This is a genomic window from Streptomyces sp. VNUA24, from assembly GCF_029167005.1.
Lineage (GTDB): Bacteria > Actinomycetota > Actinomycetes > Streptomycetales > Streptomycetaceae > Streptomyces > Streptomyces scabiei.
Map to the genome: position 1 here is coordinate 1514919 of NZ_CP119143.1, position 25827 is coordinate 1540745.

Here is a 25827-nt window from a genome sequence, read left to right on the forward strand (position 1 = left end):
TGGCCCCCACGTGTCTACCGGGCGACGGCCTTCTTCGCGCCCGAGAAGGCGGCGAAAGCGCCGATGCCGAGGAACAGGAAGGTCATCGGGTCGGCCGTCTCGCTCCACCCGTCGGTCAGCACGTCGAAGTGGTCGAGGAACAGAGAGGTCGCGGAGACACCGATTTCGTCGGCACCGATCATCGCGAGGCCGATGAGCTGGCCGAGGTAGACGGCGCCCACCGACAGCAGTGCGCTGACCACCGGCAGCACGGGACTGGCGCCGCCGATCCTGCCCGCCGCGAAGCCGATGAGGAAGCCGACGCCGACAGCCGCGTACCCGATCTCGTACTCGGTCGCGCCGACTATCGCGCCGTAGACGCCGGCGGTGACCAGCGCCGTGACGACGGCGGCCACCAGGCCCATGACGAGGCTGCTGTCGAACGAAGCCGCCGGAGGCGCGTAGGGGGCCGGAGGCGGCACAGCGGCACCGGGCTGCTGAGCGAACGGATTGCCGTCGGTGGGCTGCTGGGCGAACGGGTTGCCGTCGGCAGGCTGCTGCGCGTACGGATTGGCGTCGGCAGGCTGCTGGGCGAACGGGTTACCGCTCGATGGCGACGACGGCGATGGCGATGACTCGGACATGACAGAATTCCCCCGTCAGACAGGTGCAACGAATGGCGTGATGTATGCGCACGAATGTGCGACAAGACGCCGAAGACTAGCAGGCCCGGGGAGCCTCTTCACCAGAGATTGCCCGAAGGATTCCCAGGGGAGAACGGGCGGCGAAACCAGGTCGGCGAACCGCGGGAATCCCTGGACGAGCCCACCCGACATCCCCCCTGCAGCAAGCGATCCGAGGACCGGCGTGCGACGCACCGCGAGCCGGCGGGGCCGGCGCCCGACACCCCACGCGTGCTTCGAGCCCGGACCGGCGGCTCCCCGTCCGCAACGGCCGCACCGGACCTGCCTGTTCACCGCCGAGACCGCTACCGAGACACTGGTTCCAGCCAACTGGGCGGCGACGTTCACGGCACATCGAGCAGATCCCGGCGGGCGCCGCGACAGACCTCGGTCGGGCCGCGGCGCCCTTTCTCACGTGCTGTCAGGCGGTCACACGGTGCGGGCCGTGAACAGCAGGTACTCCCACTCCATCGCCGTGCTGCCCGCTCCCCGGTCGTGCCGCTGGGCGAGTTCGGCGAGGTCCCGGTCCAGCGCGGCCGTGCGGGCGGGGTCGTCGGCCACGGCCCGGTAGGCCGCGATGGTGGGGCCGTAGCGTGCCTTGAAGTAGTCGCGGAACTCCTCGGGGCTCTTGAAACGGTCGACGAGGACCGTCTGCTTGCGTGCCTCGACGTCCGTGACCCGGTCCCCGAGCAGGGCGCGGACATGCGCCTCGTCCCCCCACAGGGGCGGCGGCTGCGCACCGGGCGGCGGGGGCGGCATGTACGGCTTCATGGTGGCGAGCATCTTGCCGAGGAAGCCCTCGGGCGTCCAGCTCAGCAGGCCGATCGTGCCTCCGGGGCGGCAGACGCGGACCAGCTCGTCGGCGGCTGCCTGGTGATGCGGGGCGAACATGACCCCGACGCAGGACAGCACCGTGTCGAACTCGTCGTCCTCGAACGGCAGCGCCTCGGCGTCGGCCTGTCGCCACTCCACCTCGACGCCCCGCTCCGCCGCGAGCCGCCGTCCGGCCTCGAACAGCTCCGGGGTCAGGTCGCTCGCCACCACGCTCGCGCCGGCCAGCGCCGCGGGGATCGCCGCGTTGCCGGAACCGGCCGCCACGTCCAGCACACGGACCGGCCGCCCCGCGGCGCCGGAAGCTCCTCGGCCGCCCTCGCCGCGCAACCCGCACGCCTCGACCAGGACCGGGCCCAGTTCGGGGATGATCTCGGCGGCCACGGCCGGGTAGTCACCCTGTGCCCACATCGCCCTGTGCTTGGCCTTGAGGGCGCGGTCGGCCTCGACCGGGTCGGGAAGTTCGCTCACGACGGTTCTCCTTCTGCGCGCACGCGGGACCGCGACGACGGTGACGGAGCGAGCGAACGCGCCGCCCGCCACGGAACGAAACGGTACAGAAATGAACAGACTCCAGGAACGGGGTACACCGTCCCGTAGTACCAGATCTGTACCGGAGCGTCAGCCTGCGGCGCCGTCAGGCGGCCACCGGGCCGGTCCTTCCGGCCATGACCGCCTCACCCGTTCGGCACGGCGTCCCGTACGACTCCCCCGGCCGGGCGGCCGAAGCCCCGAGGCCGCTCGAAGGCGCGGTCACTCGCCGGCCGCCTCCTTGGCGATCCGGTCGAACTGGGCGCCCATCGCTTCGGACAGTGCCATCGCGGCCGAGAGCGGACGCACCATCACCGTGAACTCGTCGATGCGGCCGTGCTCGTCGAAGTGCAGGAAGTCGCAGCCCTGGAGCTTCTTGCCGCCGACGGTGGCAGTGAAGACGAGGGCGTGGTCGCGGCCGTCGGGGTTGGCGATCTCACGGACGTACGTGAAGTCCTCGAAGACGCGGGAGACCGCGCGCAGGATCGCGGCGGTGATCGGCTTGCCCGAGTACGGCTGGAAGGCGACCGGACTGGTGAAGACGACGTCGTCGGCCAGCAGCGCGGCCACCGCGTCCATGTCGTCGCTCTCGACGGCCTTGCGGAAGGGATGCATGAAACCGACCTCTCTTATGCAACTAATTGAATAACCGTGAGGGAGGCTAGAGGCTGGACCCTTGCTCTGTCCATAAGCATGGGCAGGACATGGAGAGCAGACACGAAGAGCTGCCATAGAGAGCGGACGTAGAGAGCGAGACTCTACTCACCTCGTTGATTAGTCACTCTGCTGTTAGCGTGTGCCCATGGCACTGCGGAACGCGGTCATGGCCGCACTGTTGGAGGGCGAGGCGTCCGGGTACGACCTCGCGAAGGCGTTCGACGCGACGGTCGCCAACTTCTGGATGTCGACGCCTCAGCAGCTCTACCGGGAGCTGGACCGCATGGAGACGGACGGGCTGGTCACCGCCCGGGTGGTCGAGCAGGAACGCCGTCCCAACAAACGGCTGTTCTCACTGACGGAAGCGGGCCGGGAGGCCGTCCGCGCCTACACCGCGGAACCCTTGGGCAAACCGGCGGTGATCCGGGACGAGTTGCTGGTCAAGGTGCAGTGTCTGGACGCGGGCGACCTCGACGCCGTACGGGCCGCCGTCACCGAGCGCATGGACTGGGCCACCGCCAAGCTCGCCCGCTACGAGCGGCTCCGCCTGCGTCTCCTCGACGGGCGCTCGGAGGAGGCGTACTTCGCCGAGGCCGAACGCATCGGCCCCTACCTCACCCTGTTGCGCGGGATGTCTTTCGAACGGGACAACCTGCAGTGGGGGGACATGGCGCTGCGCAGGCTCGATCAGCGCGCGGCCGTGGAGCAGACGGGCGATTAGGGGCGTCGGGCGTCATCCGCCCGGGGTCAGGAGGCGTTCCAGGTGCGGTGGCAGCGGATACACCCGTTCCGCCGGGAACAGCCGCTGGGCCTTGGCGGCATGCCCGGTCTGTGTCAGTGTCGCGGCCTTGCGGACCTGGGGGGTGAGGTCCGTGAGGCTGACGATCCAGTCGTCGGTGAAGGTGCGGATGAGATCGCGGCCGATGCCGACCTGGATGCTGTAATGGTTCAGCGCGGCTCCGCGCGACGAGCGTTCCGGGTCCCACTGGACGTGCACCGCCGCCCGGGCGACGGCTGCCGGATCCGCGGTGGTGAGCACGGCCCGGGACAGGGCCTCCTCCCAGCCCTGCCGGGACATCCGCACGGCGAGCACGCGTTCCTGGCCGGGTTTGCGGGCCCAGTTGCTGCGGTGCATCAGCCACGGGAACGAGGGCTTGATCCATGTCATCCTGCGGAACGAGAACGGTGCGACGAAGCGGCCCGCTCGCAGCGCCGCGTCGGCTATGGCGGGCGCGTACGCCTGGTAGACGACGATCGTGTCGGCGTCGTGGTCCGCTCGGATCTGGTACGGGGGTGCCATGTGCCGCACCCTGTCATTCGCTCCACCGACGTCGCGAACCGTTTTCCCGCCGTGGCCGGTGTGCCGGGTGTCCTGCCACGGACTCCCCCACCGCACGTCCGTCGGCTCAGAGCGCCGCCACGGCGTCCGAGGCCGCGGCCAGGAGGCGGTGCAGGACGGGGACCGGGATCGCCGGATTGGTGACCGCCACGCCTGCCGTGTCGCGGTCGTGCAGGAGCCCGGCCAGGACACGGGCCGGCAGCCTGGGACTGCGCGTCGCCGTGTGACGGACGAAGGACTCCGGGTCGTCCAGCAGCCGCACGGCGTCGATCGGTGACAGCCGGGGGTCCTCGGCCGCGCGGCGGCGCACCTCGGGTTCGGGATCCCGGACCAGGCGTGCGACATCGGCCGGTGTCGACTCCGGGTCGTCCAGGACCAGACGGCGCATCCGCCCGCTGGGGTCGTCCGCATGGCGCAGCAGGCCCGTCCGGGGGAAGTTGGGGTGGCTGCGCGGGCGGCCGGGGTGGCTGAAGCTGCCGTCCCACCAGCCCCAGACCTCCAACAGCAGGTCGGCCGGTGCGTCGTCGCACGATTCGGCGAGGAACAGGCGAACGGCCCGGTCCTCGTCCCGGGCCAGAAGCTCCACGACGTCCGGCGGAAGGTGCCGGGCTCGCGCCACGCTGCGGCGGACCAGCGGGTGGGACGACGCGGCGAGCCGGCGCAGGGCATCGGCATCACCGTGCAGGTCGCGCACCCAGGGCAGGGTGTGCGACATCAGCTTGGGGTCGAAGTCGTGGCGTACGCCGGCTCGTTGCTCCTCGGTGAGGTCGGGGCGCAGCGCCACCGCCGAGCGAACGCCTGCCTGGGGATCCTCCGCCAGCACGGCGACGCCTGCGGCGCTCAGGCCCGGATTGGCGGCCAGCGCACGGCGCGCCCCGGCGTCCCCGTCCCGGACCAGCTCCGCCTCCAACTCGGGTGCGAGGCGGCATCGTTCGAGCGCCCGCGACGGGTCGGGCAGGGCGGCGAAGACCTCGCGCGGCATGGGGACACCGGCGTGGTGGGCGAGCAACGCGGCCGTACGGACGGTGTCGTCGGTGTCGGCCAGCAGCCGCTCCCGCAGTGCCGCGGTGAGGTCGTCCCACCGGGCGCAGGCAGCCTCCCTCACCCCGGGATCGGCGTCGGCCGCGAGGTCCGGGAGACGGTCGGCGGGGAGTCCGGGGAACCGGGCGGCCAGGTCACGGGACGGACCGGCGAGGAACTCGTCGTACAGGTCCTCGGGCAGTTCGACGCCGCACACGCAGGCCTGCTCCGCCCAGAGCACGCGCCGGCTCGGTGAGGGTTCGGAGCGGACGAGGCGTATCCACTGATCGGGCGTGAGCTTGGGACGGAAGGTGTCGGCCGACCTCGCGCGCACCCGTGGATCGGGGTGCGCGACGGCGGCGTCGAGAACGGCGGGCCGCTCGCAGCCGTGCAGGAAGCCCTCCGCGACATCCAGCAGTTCGATCAGCAGGTCGTCCGGTGCGGCCGGATTCGAGCCGATGCCCTCCGCCCAGCGCAGCGGCCACGCGGGCCGGCCGGGCACCGCGGCCCACACCTCGGCACGCTCGGCCTCCGTCTCGCGCGCGACGGCCGCGGCGGCCTCCTCCAGTCGCTCCGGCAGCCGGTCCACCGCGGTCACCCGGGTGCCGTCCTCGGCGGGCACCTCGGCGAGCAGCACCTGCCCGTCGAGGGAGAGCGCCACGAAGCCGGGGTCCCCGGTCAGCCCCGGCACACCCGTGCCGTCGTGTCGGACGCGGGTCCACCAGGCGTCGTTGCCGCCGATCCTGTGTCCGAGGACGGCCACCAGGAACTCGCCTTCGGCGTCCGCGAGCCGGCGCCACCACCCGGCGTCGAGCGCTTCCCGCACGACACCGTCCGGTGCCGCGATGCCTCGTGCGACGCGCCAGCCAGCCTCCGGCGGGAACAGGCTCCCTGGACGTACGTCCTCGACAAGCGTGAGTCCGGCGCACGGGAGCAGGGCGTGGAGTCTCTCTCGGGGATGCACGCGATCATGATCCCCGCCGGCTCGGCGGTCGGACAAGAGCGCGGGACAAGGGCGTGGGACAGGGGCGCGGGACAAGGGCGTGAGACAAGGACGTGGAACAAGGGCGTAGGAGAAGGCCGTCAGCCCTGGCGCTGGGCCTGGTCGGACGCCGGCCCGCCCGGTGCGTTGATCTTGCCGAAGGGCACATGCACGCTGGGCGTGCTGCGGGCGGTGCCGGTCAGATGCCCCACCTGATCGTCGAAGAAGATATGGGGCCTGAGGACTTCCATGATCGTGCTCTTGTCTATGCCGCCGAGGAAGAAGGCGTTGTTGACGGTCACGCCCCAGTTCTTCAGGCTGCGCACCGACCGTTCGTGGGCGGGCGCGTCGCGGGCCGTGACGAGGGAGACGTGGACGCGGCTCGCGTAGTCGGCGTCTGCGGCCCGTCGCTCCTCCTCCCGCCGCTGGAGCATGTTCACGCCTGCGAGGAAGTCGCGCAGCGGGCCCGGGTCGTGCGGAGTGGCGGCGTTCGCCGTCTCGTGGAAGCGGAAGCCCTCGATGCCGTCGGCCTGGTAGACCTGTTCCGCGGCGTCGTCGGCGAGGACGCCGTCGAAGTCGAAGGCGATCCGCAGATCCTGGTCGTCGCCCACGTCCGCCACGGCTGGACCGATCACGCGCCCGGCGGGCAGCCCGAGCGCGACGGCCTCGCGGACGTCGTCCTCGTTCGCGGACAGGAACAGGGACATGTTCAGGGCGGGCATGAAGTGGTACGGCGAGCGGCCCTGCATGAAGATCGCCCGGCTGATCGGCAGATGGTGGGTCTGGATCGACCGCATGACCCGCAGACCGGTGTCGGGATCGTTGCGGGACAGGATGATGACCTCGACCAAGGGGTCCTCGGGTGAGAGGTCGTTCAGGGACAACAGCCTGCGGATGAAGGGGAACGCGACCCCTTTCCCCAGTGTGTCGTCGACATGGTCCTCCTGGTACGCGCGATAGGCGTCCTCACCCTGGTCGCGGAAGACGGCGTCCGCCTCGGCCAGGTCGAACAGTGCGCTGGAGGCGATACCGACGACCAGACGGTTCCTCAGCTCGTAGACGGCCACGTCATCCTCCCCCGCACTGCTGCGCGCACACGCCCCCACATCGTAGATCGGCGCACACCACGGGGGTGGGCGGCGCCGGGGGCGCACTGGGGGCGGACGAGCGCGACGGCACCGCCCGTACGCGAGAGTGCCTGACGGGAAAGCTGTCCTGTCAGGCACTCGTTCATCGGCGTCCCGGACGCGCCGGGTCAGCGCTGCAGGGTCAGGACGCCCGGCCGCCAGGGCAGTTGGTTGTACGGACCGCTCGCCGAGGGGGACTTGCCCTGGTAGAGGAACTGCAGGTTGCAGGGGTCGATGGTCATGGTCTGGTCGGGGTTGTTGCGGACCAGGTCGCCGTGGCTGATGTCGTTGGTCCACCCGGCACCGCTGTTGGCCTTGCCCGCGAAGGGGTTGTTCTCGCTGGCCGCCTGTGGCGTCCACGAACCGCCCAGGCTGCTGGCCGTGAACGAGCGGAAGTAGCGCCGCTCGCTCGCGCCCCGAGCCTCGACGATCATGAGGTACTGGTTCGCACCCTGGACCTTGTAGACCTGCGGAGCCTCGAACAGGTTCTTCTCGGTGTCGCTCATGATCGTCGTGTACGACGAACCGAAGCTGCCCGGGAAGTTCCCGATCGGCATGCTCGCCCGGTAGATCTTGCCGTTGTCACCGGCGAAGAACAGGTACATGTTCTGGCCGTCGGCGATCAGCGTCTGGTCGATCGGACCGGTGCCCGAGCCCGAGATGCTGCCGGTGAACAGCGGCTTCGGCGCGGACCAGCCGTTGGGATTGGTGGGGTCGCTCGACGTGCGGTAGATGAAGGGCCACGAACCCCACTGGTACGCCAGCACCCACACGTTCTTGGGTGCGAAGTAGAACAGGGTCGGTGCCACCGCGGCCTGGTTCATGCCGGCCTGGCCGGCCGAGGCCATGTCCGACCAGTTCGTGAAGGGGCTGAACCGCATCGAGCCGTAGGACGAGCCCGCCACGTTCGACGCGTAGACCAGGTGTTTTCCGTTGTACGTCACGGTGGTGAAGTCCTTCACCGAGGTCCACCCGTTCGCCGGCTGCGCCAACGCGCCGGTCGATGTCCAGCGGTACGTCGACGGAAGGGCGCACGCGTTGGTGGCCGCCTGAGCCGGGTTGGCGACGAGCGACGCCGCTGTCGAGACCAGGGCCGCGACCGTGGCGGCCAGGCCCATGGACAGACGCTTACGGGTGAAGTTCGCTTTGCGCATGACGACCTCTCGATTCTTGGGTGAGGGGCTGGGGCTCCGTGTGGCGCGGCCCGTCGGACCGCCGTCCGTGAGCAGCCGGGGTCCGGCAGAGCCGCGGGTCTCGCCTCAGGTGCGGTAGTGACGCGTGCATGACATAGACATGAGCGACGTACTCCCTGCGGCTCGGCATGGCGTGGGCGCGACCCGGAACCGCCTCGCTCTGCGAGCGGGCAGGTCTGGCGTGTGCGTAATATCGAACGAGGGGCGAAGTGTCGACCAGTCGGATCATAGGGAAGCGACAGGCGACGTCAATACTTCACGCAAGATTCGCCATGGACGCCGAATTTTTCGAATCGCCCCGCCGCTGTCGGTTGCCACTGAAGCCGCCGACCGCGCCTTGCATCAGCGAAGAGAGTCCGTCCCCCGGGGCGCCGCGCCGAAGAGGGTCCGGTGGCACTGCCGCCGCGCCGCGCCGCGCCGAAGCGCGGGCCGCAGATGTGCCGCCGCCCGCCCTCCGGTTCAGCGCGGCGGCGCCACCCTCTCGAACAGGTACATGCCGACGATCTTCCCCTTGATCGCCACCCGCTGCCCCGACGACAACCACTTGTCGCGTGACTCCTCGCCCAGCTGTACGTAGATGTACTGAGCGGTATGCAGCTTCCAGCCGACATCCTCGATGCGGGAGAGCAGGTCGCCACGCGGCGAGGGAGGCGCTTCAGGGCGGTCCACCTTGACCCTGCCCACGGCCGGCGAGCCGAGGTCCATCCCTGTGTTGCCGTAGGGGTTCAGACTGCCCGAGCTGCGCTGGTCGATCTCGGTCTCGAACCAGCCGTCACCGCGTTCGAACGCCAGCCGCGCCTGTTCGAGGATGGGGCCCTGGAGCCGTTCCACGAAATCGTCCCATTGATCGGCGGCGGCGCCCTCTCGGACTTCCGCCTGAGCCGCGAGCTCTTCCTGTCTGCTCTGCCACCGCTCCTGGAACCCCATCGGCATCTCCTCACCTCGGCCGGCCGTCGAGTGCGGCAGCCCGTTCAGTCCGCTACCTACACCGGGCGACTCGAACGCGGCAAGGTCAGGAGCACATCGCACCGACCGAGGCCGGTGGCCCACAGGGGCTCCGCTCGATGACTGACCCGAAACTTTCGCCGAACTCCCGGGGCACGGAAATCGCCGCGCCCACCTGCCGTACCCCGTGTCCTGGGCTTGAGGACATGGGTGTCCCAGGGATGGGCGTAGGGCAGGTGGGCGCGTGGGGAACTGTCGTGTCACCGGCCGGTGTTGAGCCAGTGATCAGCGGGACCCCGGGGTCCGGTCGATCACCGGGAAACGGTGCCGGTCGGGGTCCGTCACAGCGACATGATGAAATCCAGGGCGAAACCGGATGCGGTCGTCCAGTAGGTGACCCGCTGGAAGTCGTTGGCGTACAGCGTCGGGACGGGCATGGGGACATCGATCGGCTTGCCCGCGGCGCTGCCGGGCTTGCTGCCCTGGAGGCTGAGGGTGATGCTCTTGGCCTCGTATTCGTCCATGGGGCCGTTGACGAGCAGAGCGGCATACGCCTCCTGCCCCGGAGCGAGGGTGACGGGCACCCCCGGGGTGGCGTCGCTCTCCTTGATCACGGGGGCCGTGTTCCGGCCGGCGCCGAGCCGTACCAGGGGGTACCGGTAGAGGTTGCACTTCTTGTCGCCGGCGTTCTGGACGGTCAGGAGAAGGTGCCGGGCGTCCTTGCTGTCCGCGGGCTCCTTCGTGGCGGAGACCCCGAGGTCCTTCTGGGAGCAGGCGGCGATGGTGGCCTTGGCGTCGACCGTCTGCGGCCCGGCGGTGGACGCCTGTGCCGACACACCGCATCCGAGAGCCAGGACGAGCCCTGCGGCCACGGCCACTCGGCGGGCGGGGAGGGGCTTCGTGTTCATGTGCGTGTTCCTCTTTCTGATCGGTGTGTCGGTGTATCGACGTATTGGCCCACCCGGTATCGGCATGTCGGTATGGCGGCATGTTGATATGCGTGAGCCGCAGTGTCGCGGCGGCGCCGTCGTGACGGCCGCTCAGCCGGTGCGACGGACATAGCGTCGGCTGCCTCATGGGCCGGGAGCAACGCCAGCCCTCAAGATGCAACGGTGGGGTGATCCCACCCCCGGTGACCTGCAGAAACACGGCAGCCTGGGATGCCCGTCCGGGATGGGGAGCCCGGCCTGCGACGTTGTCGCGCGCGAGGAGACGCAGGCGTACGAGGGTGGGGCCGAGGACCTAGCGGTCGGTCGTGTCGCCGTCGATGGATTCCGCCAGTGCGGCGGCGGCCGTGGTGAGGGCGGTGTGCAGGGTGCGCTCGCGGGAGAGCAGGTCCTGCTGTCTGCCGACGACCGACACGGCGGCGCGGATGTGCCCGTCGGTGTCGCGGACGGGTACGGCGTACTCGGTGACGCCATGTTCGAACTCGCCGTGCGCCGCGATGATGCCGCGCAGGCGGTCTCGGTCGTTGGCGGCGGTCAGTTCCGCGGCGGAGTGGGCGGCGTTGGGGCCGCCGACGCCGATCAGCTCGTAGTCGTCGAGCAGGGCGGAGATGTCCTCGGCGCTGTGGTCGAGGAGGAGCGCACGGCCCGCGCCGGTGCACCAGCACGGGGTGACGAGACCGGCCCGGCCCGGCCACTCGTGGACGAAGTCCGCGGCGGACTCGGCACGCAGCAGCCGGACCTGGACGCCGTCGCGGACGGACAGGCGTGCGCCGACGCCGTGTTCGACGGCGATGCGGCGCAGGAGGGGGCGGCTGCGGCGCAGCAGCCCCGGGTGCAGGGACGCGGCGGCGGCGAAGAAGGCGTTGCCGGCGCGCAGGGTCGAGTCGTCGCGACGTTCGAGGAAGCCCTTGTCGCACAGGTCCTGGGTGGTGCGTGACGCCTTGCTGCGCTCGACACCGACCTCGTCGGCGAGCCTGCTGACGTTGAAGCCGGTCCGGCCGGAGGCTTCGCGGTCCAGCACGGTGTTGACCATGCGCAGGGCCATCCGCAGCGAGGAGGCCGCTCCCAGGCCCGGCTGTCCGGATGTGGGGCCGTTGGTCGTCACCCGGGCACTATATCGGGCCGATGATCCACGGCTCGGGGTCGTGGCGGAGGGACGGCAGGACGAGTGGCGTGGGACCGGAGCGCATCGGCAGCCGCGTCGGCCGTTTCGGCATGGCCGTACCGACCTCGCGGGGCGGGACGCTGAGCGAGGTCGCGCCGCCGGACGGGTGGCGTACCGGAGAGGAAGGAGGAGGTCCGCATGGCTGGACACGACCTCGCGCTCAGCGGATTCGGCGGGGCGAACCGTGCTCGGGGCACCGGGTTCCGGATCGAGAGCGACGCGCTGGGTGATGCGGCGGTGCCCGCGGAGGCGTACTGGGGCGTGCATACGGCACGGGCCCTGGAGAACTTCCGCGTCAGCGGTGTTCCCGTCCGCGTCCATGCCCACCTCGTACGGGCCCTGGCCCAGGTGAAGCATGCCGCGGCCCTGGCCAACGGCGAGATCGGTGTGCTGGAGCCGCACAAGGTACGGGCCATCGCGGCGGCCTGCCGGGCCGTCGCGCAGGGGCGGCACCATGAGCAGTTCGTCGTGGACGTCGTCCAGGGCGGTGCGGGCACCAGCACGAACATGAACGCCAACGAGGTGATCGCGAACCTGGCCCTGGAACACCTGGGTCACCCGCGTGGACGGTACGAGCACCTGGACCCGCTCGACGACGTCAACCGCTGTCAGTCCACCAACGACACCTACCCGACCGCCCTGCGGATCGCGATCAGCGCCTGTCTCGCCGAACTGCGCACCGAACTCACGCTGCTGGCGGCCGAGTTCGCGGCGAAGGGCGAGGAGTTCGCCACGGTGGTGAAGGTCGGCCGTACCCAGTTGCAGGACGCCGTGCCGATGACGCTCGGCCGGGAGTTCGCGGCCTTCGGTGTCACGCTCACCGAGGACGTCGCCCGGATCGGCGAGACGCTGCCGCTGCTGGCCGAGACCAGCCTCGGCGCGACGGCGATCGGTACGGGCGTCGCCGCGGAACCGGGCTACGCGGCGGCGGTCGTACGGCACCTGCGGGAGCTGACGGGGCTCGATGTCACTCCGGCCGCCGACCTGGTGGAGGCCACGTCGGACACGGGTGTGTTCCTGCTGGTGTCGGGTGTGCTGAAGCGGACGGCGGTGAAGCTGTCGAAGGTGTGCAGCGATCTGCGGCTGCTCGCCAGCGGACCGCACGCGGGTCTGGCGGAGATCAACCTGCCGCCGCGACAGGCCGGTTCGTCGGTCATGCCGGGCAAGGTGAACCCGGTGATCCCCGAGATGGTGAACCAGATCGCGTTCGCCACCGCGGGCGCGGACGTCGCCATCACCATGGCCGCCGACAACGGGCAGCTGCAGCTCAACGCGTTCGAGCCGCTGATCGGGCATCTGCTGCTGACACACATCGTCTGGCTCACGCGTGGCTGCGCAGCGCTGCGCACCCTGTGCGTGGAGGGCATCACCGCCAACCGGGAGCATCTCGCGCGCGGGGCCGCCGGGACGGTCGGCGCGGCGACGGCGCTCGCCCCGCACATCGGGCACGAGGCCGCCGCGGAGGCGGCCCGCCGGGCGTCGCGGACCGGGACCGACATGGCCGACGTCGTCGTCGAACTCGGTCTGCTGGACCGGGAGACCGTGCTGCGGATCATGAGCGGCGCGGCCGGCTGACGACCCGGGACAGCGCCAGCGCTGTCACCGTGTCCCGTACACCGGGCATCTGGGCGATCTGTTCCCAGATGCCCTGTACGCGTTCCAGGGAGGCGGCCTCCACACTGACCAGCAGGTCGAACTGGCCGCTGAGGACGTCGCAGGAGACCACCTCGGGGATGCGTTTGAGCGCGGCGAGGACGTCTCCGCCGCGCATCCGGTCCTCCCGGTAGACCAGGACGTGTGCCGCGACCGTGGTCCGGTCCGGTCCGCACGAGGGACGGACGATCGTGTAGCCGCCGATGTGCCCCTGCCGTTCCAGACGTTCGACGCGCTGGCGTACGGCGTTGCGGGACAGCCGTACGCGCTGGCCCAGTTCGGCGTGGGAGATCCGGGCGTTGCGGGTGAGTTCGGTGATGATCTGCTCGTCGATGGAGTCCATGGCGCGGTCCGTCTCCTGACTGGCCGAAGGCTCCGGTGGCCTGGGGCCACCGGAGCCGTGTGTGCGGGTACGACCGGGTTCAGTCCTGGTGGTGCAGGGCGAAGACGCGGGCGGGGAAGCCCGAACCGCCCTGCGGCTTGGGCCAGGTGGCGACGATCAGCGCGCCCGCCTCGGGCACCCGGTCGAGGCCGGCCATCAGCTCGATCTGCCAGCGGTCCCGTTCCAGGACGTAGCTCTCCAGGCTGAAGTCGCCCGCCGAGGTGGCCAGTCCGGGGTCGGTGTCGGTCTGCTCGTGGCCGATCGCGGTGACGCCGGCCTCCTCGAAGAGGTAACGCAGGACGTCCGCCGACCAGCCGGGGTAGTGGCTGACGCCCGCCTCGTCCTTGTTGGCCATGGCGTCCGGGTCGGGCCAGCGGCGGCCCCAGCCGGTGCGCAGGGCGACGAACGACCCTTGCGGGACACGGCCGTTGCGGGACTCCCAGGCCGCGACGTCGTCGAGGGTGGGTACGGCGTCGGGATCGGCGGCGACGCGGTCGGAGATGTCGAGGACGACGAGCGGGAGGATCATCTCGTCGACGGGGATCTCGTCCAGGGCGCGGGCTCCGGCGACGAAGTGCACGGGCGGGTCGACATGGGTGCCCCACTGTCCGACGATCGTGTAGAGGTGCACGTTGAAGCCGTCGCCGCGGGACATGTCGAAGGGCATCTCGCGCTTCTCGTCCGGGAAGGCGGGGAAGTGCGGCTGACCGGGGTGGAAGGCGTGCGTGAGGTCGGTGCGGACCGTCTTGCCCATCAGCTCCCGGTGCAGGGCCCACAGGGGCGGTACGACGGTGGTCGTGGCGGCGGTGGTGGCGGGTGTCATACGTGCTCGTCCTCTGTCTCGGTGATCATGGTTGTCTCTGCCGGCCCCGTGGTCCGCGGGCGGCGTCACGCGACCGTGTCCGCGGTGCCTGAGGTGCGGTCCCGGCCGTGCCGCAGCCAGTGGTAGAGGTAGCAGCCCGCGACGAAGGGGACGCCGAAGTACAGGGCGGTCGCCTGGGCCGGGTCCAGCGCGATACCGACCAGCGAGGCGAGGCACAGGACGAAGGCGAGGACGGGCACCACCGGATAGAAGGGCGTCCGGTAGGCCAGGGTGCGCGGGTCCCCTCCCCCGCGGACGAAGGCCCGTCGGTGGAAAAACTGCGCGGCGACGATGGACATCCAGACCCCCACCGCGGCGAATCCGGCGATCGACACCAGCACCAGGTAGACCGTCTCCGGCGCCGCGACACTGCTGACCAGGGAGGCCAGACCGCCGAGCATGCTGAGCGACAGCGCGGTCAGGGGGATGCCGCGGCGGGTGAGCCGGCGCAGCGCCTGCGGCGCCTGCTTCTCCTGCGCGAGGGAGAACAGCATGCGGGCGCAGGAGTAGAGACCGCTGTTGCCGGCCGACAGCAGCGCCGTGATGATCACGAAGTTCATGACGTCGGCGGCGTAGGGGATGCCGATGGAGGAGAAGACGGTGACGAACGGGCTCTCGTCCAGGCCCACTTCGTCGTACGGGATGGTCGCGGCGATCACGGTGATCGCGCCGACGAAGAAGACCAGCAGCCGGATGACCGTGACGCGCAGCGCCTTGGGCACGGCCTGGGCCGGGTTCTCGGTCTCGCCGGCGGCGACGCCGATCAGCTCGGATCCGGAGAAGGCGTAGAACGCGGCGAGCACGGTGACCAGGACGCCGGAGAAGCCGTGCGGGAACAGGCCGTCCTCGGTGCTGAAGTTCTCCAGCAGGAACGGGTGGGAACCACCCTCGGCGAGGGGGTGGAAACCGGCCAGCGCCGCGCCTCCGAGGACGATGAGGGCGACCACGGCGACGACCTTCACCAGTGAGAACCAGTACTCGGTCTCACCGAAGACGCGGGCCGAGAAGGCGTTCACCCCGAAGACGACGGCGGCGAAGACCACGCACCAGATCCAGACGTCGACGCCCGGGAACCATCGCTGCATCAGCAGTCCGCACGCGGTGAACTCGGAGCCGAGGGCGACGGCCCAGGTCAGCCAGTACAGCCAGGCGGTGGCGAAGCCCGTGGCCGGGCCGATCGAGCGGCTGGCGTAGACGTGGAAGGCACCGGAGACGGGGTAGGTGACGGCGAGTTCGCCGAGGCAGGCCATCACCAGCCAGACGACGAACGCCCCCACGAGGTAGGCGAGGACGGCACCGAGCGGGCCGGCCTGGGAGACGGTGAATCCGGAGCTGAGGAAGAGCCCGGAGCCGATGACACCGCCCATGGCGATCATGACGAGGTGCCGGGAGCGCATGGTGCGGCGCAGGCCGTCGCCGGGCGGCTCGGGGGCGGAGTCGGCGGTGGCCGGAGCGTTCTCCGGTACGGCTGAGACGGACATGGCGGTCTCCTCTGCGGAGCTGAGCGGAAGGTGCGGGGTGGGGTGGGGGGTGATCGGCACGGCATGGCTGTGGGGTGGGGCCACTTTCGACGGGTGGGGGTGCGCGTCGGGGTGTTCGCGCACGTCCGAGGGGGGTGGGCGGGCTGAGGGGGTGGGTCAGGCCCGGGAGACGAGGTCCAGCGGGGCGGAGAGTTCGATCACGGGGATCTCCCAGGGGTGGGCGTCGGCGAGGCGGGCGAGCACCCGCGCCAGGTCGTCGTCGTCCGCCTCGGCGTCGACGTACGTGGTGACGGCGAGGGTGGAGGAGAGGAACCGTCCGCCGACCGAGCCGAGGGACGGGCGGGCGCCGGGCCGGACGGTGAAGCCCTCCGCGCCGAAGGCGACCTCGAAGACGTCGCCGTAGACGCCGAAGTCCCCCAGTTCGGGTGAGGACTCCAGGACTCGCAGCAGCGAGGCGAAGGACTCGTCGGCGCGCAGTGCTTCGAGGTCCCCCTCCGCGCACGCGGCGAGGGTGGCCGCTCCGACCGGCCAGTACACCTTGACCGTCCGGACCGTCCGCCGTCGGACGGAGGCGAGGGCGGCACTCCGCTCCTCTCCGGCTCCGGCTCCGGCTCCGGCTCCGGCTCCGGGTGTGAACGTCGTCGTGGCCATGCGCATGCGTCCCTCGGCTTTCGGGCGGTGGCTGATGGAGGGATGCTAGGCCGTGCATTAAATGCACGGCAAGATGCAGATGCTGCACAATTTTGGGCAGGATGTCAGGGCGGCGATACAGTGCGGACCGACAGTCACGCGGCCGGCACCCCGGCGCAGGCACACGTCGGCACGGCGGAGGAGCACGTGGACTCAAGCGTGACGAAGGGCCTTGACGCCCTGTCGGCGCTCGCCCGAGGTACGGCCGGAGGACCCCGGTCCGGTCCCGCCCCGTCCGTCTCGGAGCTGGCCCGGCAGATGGGACGCGACCGCAGCCAGCTGTCCCGCATGCTCACCGCCATGGCCGCGGAGGAGTTCGTCGTCCGCGACGACGTGTCGGGGGGTGTCACACCGCACTGGCGGCTCTACACGGCGGCACGCGACCTCACGGCCCACCGGCTGCGCACGGACGGGCTCACCGCCCTGGAAGGCATGGCGACCGAGACCGGCGAGAGCTGCTACCTCGGCGTCCTGGCAGGCGACACCACCGTCACCATCGCGGAGCGGGTGCCCCCCGGCAGCCGTCAGCTCGGCTCGTGGATCGGCCGTCCCTACCCGGCCTACTGCAGCGACTGCGGCCAGGCCCTGCTGAGCGACGCCGACGAAGACGAGGTGGCCGCGGTCTTCAGCCGCACCGAGTTCGTCCGCCACGGCCCCAACACACCCACCGACCTGGACGACTTCCTGCGCCGGCTGGAGCTGACGCGACGACGTGGCTACTCCGTCGTCGACGAGGAGGCCGAGCCGGGCCTGTACTCGGTCGCCGTACCGGTCCGTGACTTCACCGGCGAGGTCGTCGCCGCCGTGCAGGTCGTGGGCCCGCGGCGACGCCTGGAACCCAGGACCCAGGAGTGCGTGGCCGCCGCCCTGCGCTGGGGCCGCCACCTGGAGACGGCTCTGCTCGGCGCCTGACCGCACACCGCCGGACATGACCGGAGAGTCCGGCACGGCTCCAACACGGCGCCGAGTGCGGGTGGTTGTGACGGCAGGGCGGGCACACGCGTGCAACCGTCCCGGGCGCCCGGGCGTACAGGTAGGGAGAGGGCCTGGATGCGGTCCCGGTTCTGGACACGAGGGCCCGGGCACACGGATGGATGCGAGTACGACCACATGGATGCAATCCACGACGACGTTGTGGAGCTGGCGCTTCTGCTGACGCGTCTGAAGGAGCGCACGGACCGCAGCTACGCGGCACTGGCCCGGAGGCTGGGCATGCATGCCTCCACGCTGCACCGCTACTGCGCGGGTGAGGCCGTTCCCGCGGACTTCAACGGGATCGAGCGGTTCGCCACGCTCTGCGGAGCCTCCCCGGAGGAGCGCGTGGAGTTGCACCGCCGGTGGATCCTGGCCGTCGCGGCCCGGCAACGCTCACGCGCGTCCGACGCGCGGCGGGCCCCCGCGCACCCTGGCCCGCGCGGAGCGGCCGCGGCGGTGCCCGCGCCCCACGACACCGGAACGGCGGCTTCTGCCGCAGCCACGCCGCACGGCGTCGACACCGCGGACTCCGCCGCCTGCGCGTCCGGCAGCGGTTCCGCTGCCTCCGCCGGGCCCACGCCCGACGGCATCGCCACCGCCGCCTCAGCCCTGTCCACGTCCCCCGGCGACCCGGCGGAGGAGGCCCCCGGGCCTGCCGCACCGGCCGGGCGACGGCCCGGTGCCAGGCGTCTCCGGCGACGGTCCGTGCGGTCGCTGGCGCTGGCGGCCTCGTTGACCCTCGCGCTCGCCGGTCTCGCCTCGTCCGCCGCCGGGCGCCCTTCCGGGGGCGGCGAGTCGTCGGCTTCCGCCCGCACCGCACCGAGGTCCCCCGTGTCGGCCCCGCGCCGCGACGGCGTCCCGCGCTCCGCTGCCGCGCCTCCCTCCCGTGATCCCGAGTCGCCGTCCTCCGCCCGCACCACCCCGCAGCCCTCGGAACCCGCCCCGCAGGCCGACAGCGGTTCGCGGGAGACGCGGGCGAGCGCCGACGCGGACGCGCCGAAGGTCCCGCTCACCTGGACGGCCGACTCGCAGCTCTGGCAGCACGAGTGCGCCCATGACTACGTCATCGCCAAGCCGCCCGGGCAGGTCCCACCGCCGCCGTCCCCGACGGACGCGGCGGTGTGGGCGGCGTCCCAGGGCGCCGTACACGGGCGCACCACGGATCTGAGGATCTCGGTGCAGGGGCGCGGCTCCGCCGCCGTCGTGCTGGAGGCCCTGCGGGTACGCATGGTGGACCGCGGCGTCCCCGCCGCCGACCGGGGTATCGCCTACTCCACGTACGAAGGCTGCGGCGCCATCCTCGTCCCTCGCCACTTCGCCGTGGACCTCGACGCGCGCCGTCCGCTGGCCCGTTCGATGCCCAGCAACGACCCGGACAGGCCGGGTCCGGCGATCGACTTCCCCTATCAGGTGTCCCTGCGGAAGCCCGAGATCCTGCTGGTCTCCGCGCAGACCGAGTCCTGCACCTGCGACTGGTACCTCGAACTCGACTGGTCCTCCCAGGACCGCTCCGGCACGGTGCGCATCGACGACCACGGCCGCCCGTTCCGCACCACGAGCATCGAGGGGCTCAAGCAGTACTGGTACCGGAACTCCGAGGGCTGGATTCCCATGACCCCCGCCTCGGAAGCGGCGGAGACGGGCGACTGACCCGTCCCTTTCCCCGCGCCTGCGGAGGCAATGTCCCTGCGACCTTACTCTTCGCATGGAAAGCCTTGATCGACCTTTCGGTTCGGTCGACGATCACCATCAAGGGGACCGTCAATGGACGAAGTGGCGTGAAATCCCCGGCACCGCGTTTCAAATCAATCGGCTGATTCGACGAAGAGGATGGACGGCCGGACAGGGCGTGGAGGGCGGGCGATCATCGCGCTCGCCCCTCCTCCCGATCCGCTCCCGGGGCGACGCGCCCGAGGAACTGTCGTCGACTTCCGTTTGACTGCGTCTCTCTTGGAAACACGTCTGGCGAATCGAAGAGAACGCAAGGGAGAATCGCTGCCATGAGCATCATCGCGTGGATAGCTATCGGTCTGCTCGCCGGGGCCATTGCCAAGGCGCTCATGCCGGGCAAGGACCCGGGCGGAATTATCGTCACCATGCTCATCGGTATCGCCGGAGGTCTGCTCGGAGGATTCCTCGGCAAGGTGATATTCGGGGTCGACTCGATCGACGGATTCTTCGATCTCTCCACCTGGATCGCGGCCATCATCGGGTCCGTCATCCTCCTCGCGCTGTACCGGCTGTTCACGAACCGCGGACACCGGCGCGGGCACGCTCACGCCTGACGGGCCGATCAGGCGGAGTGTGAGGGGCACAGCCCCGAGAAGTGAGGCAAGCGGGACAAGGGAAGTGGAAGTGAGCGAGCGCCCCCGTCGGCAGACGGGGGCGCTCGCTGTCGTCCACCTGGAGCCGCCAGACGGCGGCCCCGTGCTGGTGAGAAGGACCATGACCAGGCCGAAGGGCGGGGCGGCATAGGGGACGCCCGACAGGGGACGCCTAGGACGGCACAGGCGCCGGGCGGCTTCCGGCGGTTGGCTCCTGGCCGCGCCGCCCCTGCCTTGTCGGCAGGGGTGCCACCAGGGCTGGTTCCGTCGTGTCACGCCCTCGCGTTCAGCAGGTCGGCCAGGACGTCGGGCCGCTCCAGGGCGATGAAGTGGCCCGCCGACGGCACGTGCGTGAAGGCGGCGTCCGGCAGCAGCAGCCTGTTCGCTTCCCGGTCCGAGGGCCGGGACCAGTCGTGCTCGCCGTAGACGAGGTGGACGGGGGCCTTCACCTCGGGGTAGCGCGAGCGGGCCGCGATCAGGGTGGGCAGGGCCTGGTACACGGCTCGGGCGACGGCCGGGTAGCCGGGGCGGCTGCCCACCCGGAGGAGTTCGTCCACGTAGTCCTCACGCAGTGCGTTCCGGTCGCCGAGACCGTCCCGGAGGATTCTGGCGAGGGCGGGCCGGGGCTCCACCCCCGCGATCACCGGGCCCACTCCCGGCGTGAGCACTCCGCCGACCACCACGCGGGCGAGGAGGCCGGAGCGGGCGATCCCGCCGCGGAAGTCGTAGGTGTTGACCGCGACGACGCGCCGCACCCGCTCCGGGAGATCGGCCGCGGTGGTGAGGGCGAGCACCGCCCCCATGGACTCCCCCGCCAGGGTCACGTCGTGGAGGTCGAGTGCGGTGAGGAGCCGGTGGACGCCCGCGCGCATGGCCGGCTCGTCGTAGGACGCGCCGGGCACGATCTCGGAGTACCCCATCCCGGGCAGGTCGAGGGCGTACACGGTGTGGTGGTCCGCGATCAGCGGGATGAGGTGGCGGAAGTGCTCGGCCTGGGTGCGCACGGTGTGCAGCAGGACCAGCGGAGCGCCGGTGCCCGCCTTGAGGTAGCGCAGCCGTCCTTCGTGGCCGTGTCCGCCCGCGCGCGGGGCGATGGTGTGGCTGGTGGTCCCGGGGATCGTGATGGTGGGACGTGACCCGTGGTGGGGCATCTCGTCGGCTCCTCGTGCGTGCGGGCTATTTCGCCAACTGGGGGTACAGCCCTGCCAGGTCACCGGCCAGGCCCGCCTTGACCTGCCGCGAGATGTCGTCGGCGAGCACCTCGTGGGCATCCGCCTCGACGCCGTCGAGGGCGAGGGCGGCGACGGCGCGGGGGTCGGACTTGGGCGCGTCGACGCCGGCGGCGAGGTCGGTGTCCACGTAGCCGACGTGCAGTCCGGTGACGGCGATGCCGCGCGGGCGCAGCTCCAGGCGCAGGGAGTTGGTCTGTGACCACAGGGCGGCCTTGGAGGCGCTGTAGGAGCCGCCGAGGGCGAGCCAGGAGAGCACGGAGTGCACGTTGAGCAGGTGGCCGCCGCCGTTGCGCTCGATCACCGGCACCAGGGCCCGGGTGACCAGGAGGGGGCCGTAGAAGTTGGTCTCGAACTCCCGGCGTACGTGCTCCACCGGGGAGTCGAGGAAGGACGCGCCGACCGAGGCGCCGGCGTTGTTGATCAGCACGGTGATGTCCTGCGCCTGTGCGGCGGCTGCCGCCACGGACGCCGGGTCGGTGACCTCCAGGGCCAGGGGGACCGCGTCGGGGTGCGTCACGTCGCGCGGGTCGCGGGCCGTGGCGTAGACCTTGCCGGCGCCGCGCGCGTAGAGCTCCTCCACCAGGGCCTTGCCCATGCCCCGGCTGCCGCCGGTGACGAGGACGTGTGCGCCCTTCAATGCGGTCATGCTTGCCTCCACACCAGGAAACCGATCGGTTTCCACCAAGGTAAACCGATCGGTTTCCTCGCGCAAGTTCGATGGGTGCCTGAAGTAAGGCCCCGCCGAGCCGCCGAGCCGCCGAGCCACCGCGCCCCTCGCTCATGCCGGACACACCACATCGGGGGACGGTCTTTGACACCGCATTCCCTGGCGTTCCACGGGGACGTCGTCACCACCGGCACGGCGCTCGGGGCGGGTCCCGCGGACTCCCCCGCACGGGTCGCCGAGATCCTGGGGCCGGCCTTCGCCGAGGACACCTTCGGCGACCACGGCATGTGCCGCGACTACGGGCTCACCGAGTTCTACTGGGACCGCACCCGTACCGACGACACGCTCCGCACGCGGTACGGACGGTTCGCCCGCGGGCTGCGGTTCGAGAAGCTGCACCGTCTGCTGGTGCGCCGCGGTGTCCACCTGACAGAGGTCCCGGCGATACCCGCGGCCGCCCCGCACTTCCGGACCTTCTGACAGCCCGGCTCGCGCGTCGCCGTCACGATCGTGAGCGCCGGCCGACCGGGAAGCGGAGGCAGCACTGCGACAACTCCGGCCGGCCTCCCGGACGTCCGCCCACCTCCACCGCGTTCAAGATCGATTGTCAGTGGTGGGTGAGAAGGTAGAAGCATCAGGTCGGGAAGCCAACAGGCCGCGAAATTGGGGGATTTTCCATGTCCGGAAGCCAGAACTACATCAACCACGTCGCTCTCGTGCTGGATGCCAGTTCGTCCATGTCGCACCTGAGCCGCAAGGTCGTGGAGGTCGCCGACCAGCAGATCGCCTACCTCGCCCGCCGGTCGGGGGAGCTGGACCAGGAGACCCGGGTGACCGTGTACGTCTTCTCGGACAAGGTGGAGTGCGTCATCTACGACAAGGACGTGCTGCGGATGCCGTCCTTGAAGCAGCTGTACCGCGCCGGCGGAATGACCGCCCTGCTGGCGGCGGCCCTGAAGTCGCAGCGGGAGCTGGCACAGACGGCCCAACTGTACGGCGACCACAGCTTCCTGACGTTCGTGCTGACCGACGGGCAGGAGAACGCGAGCCACCGCTGCCCGGACGCCCCGGCCAGGAACCAGCGTGAACTGGTCAAGGCCGTGGCCGAGATGATCGCGACCCAGGACGACAACTGGACGCTGGCCGTCCTGGTGCCGGACCAGATGGGCAAGCGCGAAGCCATGCAGTGCGGTTTCCCGAAGGACAACATCGCCATCTGGGACGCCACCAGCACCCAGGGTCTGGAGGAGGCCGGTCAGGTCATCCGACAGGCCACCGAGAACTTCATGGTGGGCCGCACCCAGGGCATCAGGGGATCGCGGGCGGTGTTCTCCACCGGCGCGGAGGCCGTCAACAAGGAGACCATCGCGGCGGCCGGCCTCACCCCGGTGGAGGCGTCGAAGTACCAGCTCATCCCGGTGGCCCGGGACGCGGCGATCCGGGACTGGGTCGTCGAGTGCGGGCACACCTACCGCACCGGGTGCGCCTTCTACCAGCTGAGCAAGTCGGAGAAGGTCCAGTCCCGCAAGCAGATAGCGGTGCTGGAGAAGAAGACGGACCGTGTGTACACCGGGCCCGAGGCGCGAGCCCTGCTCGGCCTGCCGAACACGGAGGTCCGCGTCAAGCCGGACCACAACGACGACTTCACGATCTTCGTGCAGAGCACCAGCGTGAACCGCAAGCTCGTTCCGAACACCCGCCTGCTGCTGATGCTCTGACGCTCGCTCACCACCTCGGGCCGCGGAGGGCCGTGCCCTCCCGGCGGCCCACCGGTCGGGGAGACCGACGGGGTGGAAGGTGCCGTCCGGGGAACGGCAGTAGGGGTATGGACATGACAGGGCTGCGGCCTCTTGAATGCCAGGACAAGATCAGCGCTGCCTCCGGCGCCGCTCTCAGCGTCATGCCTACGCGCCACCCACGGCGCCACCCCCACACGCGCCCGACGGCGCCTTTCTCCAGGAGACAGAGAACCGCGATGAGTTGGATACGGCAGCACGCCCGGGCCTCGCGTCTCGCCACGGCCGGCCTCGCCTCCACCGCCACGCTGCTGGCAGGCTTACTCTCCCCGGCCGCCGACGCGGCCGACGGGCCCGCCCGCGCCACCGTCCTCGACAACGCGGCGGCGGCTCTCGTCGACCGGGCGGCGGCCCTGGGCCTCACCTCCGCGCAGGACACCTCCGTGACGGACGTGATCGTGGACGAGGACGGGACCCAGCACGTTCGTTACGACCGCACGTACCGTCAACTCCCCGTGCTGGGCGGCGACTTCGTCGTCCACCTGAATCCTGACGGAACCTTCCGCGGTGCCGACCGGGCGACGAGGGCCGTGATCTCGCTTCCTGCCACCACCCCGAAGGTGTCGGCCGCCGAGGCGGAACGCGTCGCCGTGAACGCCCTGCGCGCCGCCCACCCGGGGGACGCGCTGCGGCAGGCCGGGGCCGAGCCCCGGCTCGTCGTCGACGCCCTGCACGGTGCCCCGAGACTGGCCTGGCGCACGGAAGCCACCGGGCTGGACCCGCTCGGCAACCCGGTCGCCCGTACGGTGCTGACCGACGCCCGCACCGGTGCCCGGATCGACGCCTGGGACACCATGCAGACCGTCACCGGTGAGGGCAAGTCCCTGTACAGCGGTACGGTCCCGCTGGAGACGACCCTCTCCGGTTCGGCGTACCAGCTCAAGGACGCCACGCGCGGTCACACCCACACCATCGACGCGGCCGACAGGACCGACACCTGCACCGCAGGTACCTGCGGCGGTGTCGCCACCACCCCCTTCACCGACGACGACAACCGCTGGGGCACGGGCACGACCGCCGACCGTTCGACCGCCGCCGTCGACGCGCAGTACGGCAGCGACATGACCTGGGACTACTACAAGGACGTCCACGGCCGCAACGGCATCGCCGACGACGGCAGGGGCTCCTTCAACCGCGTCCACTACGGCAAGAATCTCTCCAACGCCTTCTGGAGCGACAATTGCTTCTGCATGACCTACGGCGACGGTAACGGCACCCAGTTCGGGCCGCTGGTCGGACTGGACGTGGCCGCGCACGAGATGTCCCACGGCGTGACCTCCAGGACGGCCAAGCTGGTCTACTCGGGCGAGTCCGGCGGGCTGAACGAGGCCACGTCCGACATCTTCGCCATGCTGGTCGAGTTCCACGCGGGGAACGCGCAGGACCCGGGGGACTACCTGATCGGTGAGAAGGTCGTCCGCTCCGGCTTGGGACGGGCCGCCCTGCGCTTCATGGACAAGCCGAGCAAGGACGGCGGCTCGGTCGACTACTGGAGCAGTGCGGTCGCCCGGCTCGACGTCCACTCCTCGTCCGGCGTCGGCAACCACTTCGCGTACCTCCTCGCGGAGGGCAGCGGCAGCAAGACCGTCAACGGCGTCAGCTACCACTCCGAGACGTACAACGGCTCGACCGTCACCGGTATCGGCCGCGCCGGGCTCGGCGCGATCTGGTACCGCGCCCTGACCGTCTACATGACGTCCTCGACGAACTACGCCGGGGCGCGGACGGCCACCCTGAACGCGGCCCGCGACCTCTACGGCGCGGACAGCACCGAGTACGCCGCGGTGGCGGCGGCCTGGAGCGCGGTCAACGTGAACTGAGCGCCGCCCGCGCCGGACATGTCACGCGGCCGCTCCGATCCCGGATCCGGGATCGGAGCGGCCGCCGCCTTTCGCGGGCCGCCTCGGAGCACGGGCCCCCACGGGGGGACTTCACGCGGCCCCGGGCCGCACCAGCCGCTCATCGGGGATGACCGCGACTCCCACGATCTCGATCAGAGCCTCGGGCTGCCACAGCGCCGTGGTGCCGATGCCGGCCATCGCGGGATAGACCGGGCCCGCCAGTTCGCGCCACACCTTGCCGATCTCCCTGCCGTGCGCCTGGTAGTCGGGAATGTCGGTCAGGTAGATCGTGATGCTCACCATGTCCTCGGGGAGGCCGCCCGCCTCCGACAGCGTGGCGAGGATGTTGGTGAAAGCCTGCCGGAACTGCTCCACGATGCCGCCGGGCACGATCCGCATGTTCCGGTCGAGGGCGGTCTGGCCGCCCAGGTGAAGCGTGTTGCCGCTGAGTGTCCCGTGCGAGTAGCCGCTGGGCTCGGGCAGGGACGCGGGGTTGATCGGAACCGGGGCCGAGTGGGTCGCCAT

The 25827-nt window shown here is 70.8% G+C and carries 24 protein-coding genes and 1 pseudogene; 8 read left to right on the forward strand and 17 right to left on the reverse strand.

Annotated elements, in window-relative coordinates:
• Positions 1-14: 14 nt before the first annotated feature.
• The 3 genes from PYR72_RS06145 to PYR72_RS06155 all read right to left on the reverse strand — a co-directional run bounded on the left by PYR72_RS06145 (position 15) and on the right by PYR72_RS06155 (position 2639).
• The gene (locus PYR72_RS06145) at positions 15-623 is read right to left on the reverse strand and encodes a hypothetical protein (protein ID WP_275454292.1); all 609 of its coding nucleotides are present in this window, start codon (positions 621-623) and stop codon (positions 15-17) included.
• A gap of 468 nt (positions 624-1091) precedes the next feature.
• Positions 1092-1964 carry a class I SAM-dependent methyltransferase gene (locus tag PYR72_RS06150; RefSeq protein ID WP_275454293.1) on the reverse strand — a complete coding sequence of 291 codons (873 nt, stop codon included), beginning with the start codon at positions 1962-1964 and terminating at the stop codon, positions 1092-1094.
• 282 nt (positions 1965-2246) lie between these two features.
• Complete coding sequence (locus PYR72_RS06155; protein ID WP_275454294.1) at positions 2247-2639, reverse strand: nuclear transport factor 2 family protein; 393 nt, start codon at positions 2637-2639, stop codon at positions 2247-2249.
• A gap of 187 nt (positions 2640-2826) precedes the next feature.
• On the opposite strand from PYR72_RS06155, the gene PYR72_RS06160 reads away from it, so the two are divergent.
• Complete coding sequence (locus PYR72_RS06160; protein ID WP_275454295.1) at positions 2827-3402, forward strand: PadR family transcriptional regulator; 576 nt, start codon at positions 2827-2829, stop codon at positions 3400-3402.
• A gap of 12 nt (positions 3403-3414) precedes the next feature.
• Here the strand turns inward: PYR72_RS06160 and PYR72_RS06165 are convergent, their stop codons facing one another.
• The 7 genes and pseudogenes from PYR72_RS06165 to PYR72_RS06195 all read right to left on the reverse strand — a co-directional run bounded on the left by PYR72_RS06165 (position 3415) and on the right by PYR72_RS06195 (position 11339).
• Positions 3415-3981, reverse strand: a complete 567-nt coding sequence (locus PYR72_RS06165; RefSeq protein ID WP_275454296.1) for a DUF4291 domain-containing protein — start codon at positions 3979-3981, stop codon at positions 3415-3417.
• A gap of 106 nt (positions 3982-4087) precedes the next feature.
• Positions 4088-5866 carry a hypothetical protein gene (locus PYR72_RS06170; RefSeq protein WP_343245515.1) on the reverse strand — a complete coding sequence of 593 codons (1779 nt, stop codon included), beginning with the start codon at positions 5864-5866 and terminating at the stop codon, positions 4088-4090.
• Positions 5867-6123: 257 nt separating this feature from the next.
• A complete protein-coding gene (locus PYR72_RS06175) occupies positions 6124-7089 on the reverse strand; it encodes a 5'-nucleotidase (RefSeq protein ID WP_275454298.1) in 966 nt (321 codons plus the stop codon).
• A gap of 188 nt (positions 7090-7277) precedes the next feature.
• Positions 7278-8183 (reverse strand): annotated as a pseudogene (locus PYR72_RS06180) (non-reducing end alpha-L-arabinofuranosidase family hydrolase); the annotation flags it as partial.
• Positions 8184-8801: 618 nt separating this feature from the next.
• Positions 8802-9269 (reverse strand): hypothetical protein, encoded by a 468-nt coding sequence (locus PYR72_RS06185; RefSeq protein WP_275454299.1) that lies wholly within the window; start codon positions 9267-9269, stop codon positions 8802-8804.
• 359 nt (positions 9270-9628) lie between these two features.
• Entirely contained in the window at positions 9629-10195 is a 567-nt protein-coding gene (locus PYR72_RS06190) for a DUF4232 domain-containing protein (protein ID WP_275454300.1), read from the reverse strand.
• Between the two features lie 334 nt (positions 10196-10529).
• Positions 10530-11339: an IclR family transcriptional regulator C-terminal domain-containing protein gene (locus PYR72_RS06195; RefSeq protein WP_275454301.1), complete on the reverse strand. Its 810-nt coding sequence runs from the start codon at positions 11337-11339 to the stop codon at positions 10530-10532.
• 198 nt (positions 11340-11537) lie between these two features.
• On the opposite strand from PYR72_RS06195, the gene PYR72_RS06200 reads away from it, so the two are divergent.
• Complete coding sequence (locus PYR72_RS06200; RefSeq protein WP_275454302.1) at positions 11538-12974, forward strand: aspartate ammonia-lyase; 1437 nt, start codon at positions 11538-11540, stop codon at positions 12972-12974.
• On the opposite strand, the gene PYR72_RS06205 is transcribed toward PYR72_RS06200, so the two are convergent.
• The 4 genes from PYR72_RS06205 to PYR72_RS06220 all read right to left on the reverse strand — a co-directional run bounded on the left by PYR72_RS06205 (position 12952) and on the right by PYR72_RS06220 (position 16428).
• Positions 12952-13395, reverse strand: a complete 444-nt coding sequence (locus tag PYR72_RS06205; protein WP_013006173.1) for an Lrp/AsnC family transcriptional regulator — start codon at positions 13393-13395, stop codon at positions 12952-12954. The two genes, PYR72_RS06200 and PYR72_RS06205, sit on opposite strands and share 23 nt — an antisense overlap.
• A 79-nt stretch (positions 13396-13474) precedes the next feature.
• Positions 13475-14257 carry a cyclase family protein gene (locus tag PYR72_RS06210; RefSeq protein ID WP_275454303.1) on the reverse strand — a complete coding sequence of 261 codons (783 nt, stop codon included), beginning with the start codon at positions 14255-14257 and terminating at the stop codon, positions 13475-13477.
• Between the two features lie 65 nt (positions 14258-14322).
• The gene (locus PYR72_RS06215) at positions 14323-15777 is read right to left on the reverse strand and encodes an amino acid permease (RefSeq protein WP_275454304.1); all 1455 of its coding nucleotides are present in this window, start codon (positions 15775-15777) and stop codon (positions 14323-14325) included.
• Between the two features lie 156 nt (positions 15778-15933).
• Entirely contained in the window at positions 15934-16428 is a 495-nt protein-coding gene (locus tag PYR72_RS06220; protein ID WP_275454305.1) for a hypothetical protein, read from the reverse strand.
• Between the two features lie 198 nt (positions 16429-16626).
• Between PYR72_RS06220 and PYR72_RS06225 the strand changes: the two genes are divergently transcribed.
• The 3 genes from PYR72_RS06225 to PYR72_RS06235 all read left to right on the forward strand — a co-directional run bounded on the left by PYR72_RS06225 (position 16627) and on the right by PYR72_RS06235 (position 19727).
• A complete protein-coding gene (locus PYR72_RS06225; RefSeq protein WP_275454306.1) occupies positions 16627-17379 on the forward strand; it encodes an IclR family transcriptional regulator in 753 nt (250 codons plus the stop codon).
• 198 nt (positions 17380-17577) lie between these two features.
• A complete protein-coding gene (locus tag PYR72_RS06230) occupies positions 17578-19092 on the forward strand; it encodes a transcriptional regulator (RefSeq protein ID WP_275454307.1) in 1515 nt (504 codons plus the stop codon).
• Positions 19093-19442: 350 nt separating this feature from the next.
• Positions 19443-19727, forward strand: coding sequence for a GlsB/YeaQ/YmgE family stress response membrane protein (locus tag PYR72_RS06235; protein ID WP_013006167.1), 285 nt, complete (start codon positions 19443-19445; stop codon positions 19725-19727).
• A 311-nt stretch (positions 19728-20038) separates the two neighbouring features.
• Here the strand turns inward: PYR72_RS06235 and PYR72_RS06240 are convergent, their stop codons facing one another.
• Positions 20039-20917: an alpha/beta hydrolase gene (locus PYR72_RS06240; protein ID WP_275454308.1), complete on the reverse strand. Its 879-nt coding sequence runs from the start codon at positions 20915-20917 to the stop codon at positions 20039-20041.
• A 25-nt stretch (positions 20918-20942) separates the two neighbouring features.
• Positions 20943-21644, reverse strand: a complete 702-nt coding sequence (locus PYR72_RS06245; protein ID WP_275454309.1) for an SDR family oxidoreductase — start codon at positions 21642-21644, stop codon at positions 20943-20945.
• Positions 21645-21809: 165 nt separating this feature from the next.
• On the opposite strand from PYR72_RS06245, the gene PYR72_RS06250 reads away from it, so the two are divergent.
• The 3 genes from PYR72_RS06250 (at position 21810) to PYR72_RS06260 (ending at position 25281) form a co-directional block, all read left to right on the forward strand.
• Entirely contained in the window at positions 21810-22145 is a 336-nt protein-coding gene (locus PYR72_RS06250) for a hypothetical protein (protein WP_275454310.1), read from the forward strand.
• A gap of 197 nt (positions 22146-22342) precedes the next feature.
• Entirely contained in the window at positions 22343-23383 is a 1041-nt protein-coding gene (locus tag PYR72_RS06255; protein WP_275454311.1) for a vWA domain-containing protein, read from the forward strand.
• A 257-nt stretch (positions 23384-23640) separates the two neighbouring features.
• Positions 23641-25281, forward strand: coding sequence for a M4 family metallopeptidase (locus tag PYR72_RS06260; RefSeq protein ID WP_275454312.1), 1641 nt, complete (start codon positions 23641-23643; stop codon positions 25279-25281).
• Positions 25282-25392: 111 nt separating this feature from the next.
• On the opposite strand, the gene PYR72_RS06265 is transcribed toward PYR72_RS06260, so the two are convergent.
• Complete coding sequence (locus PYR72_RS06265) at positions 25393-25827, reverse strand: RidA family protein (protein WP_275454313.1); 435 nt, start codon at positions 25825-25827, stop codon at positions 25393-25395.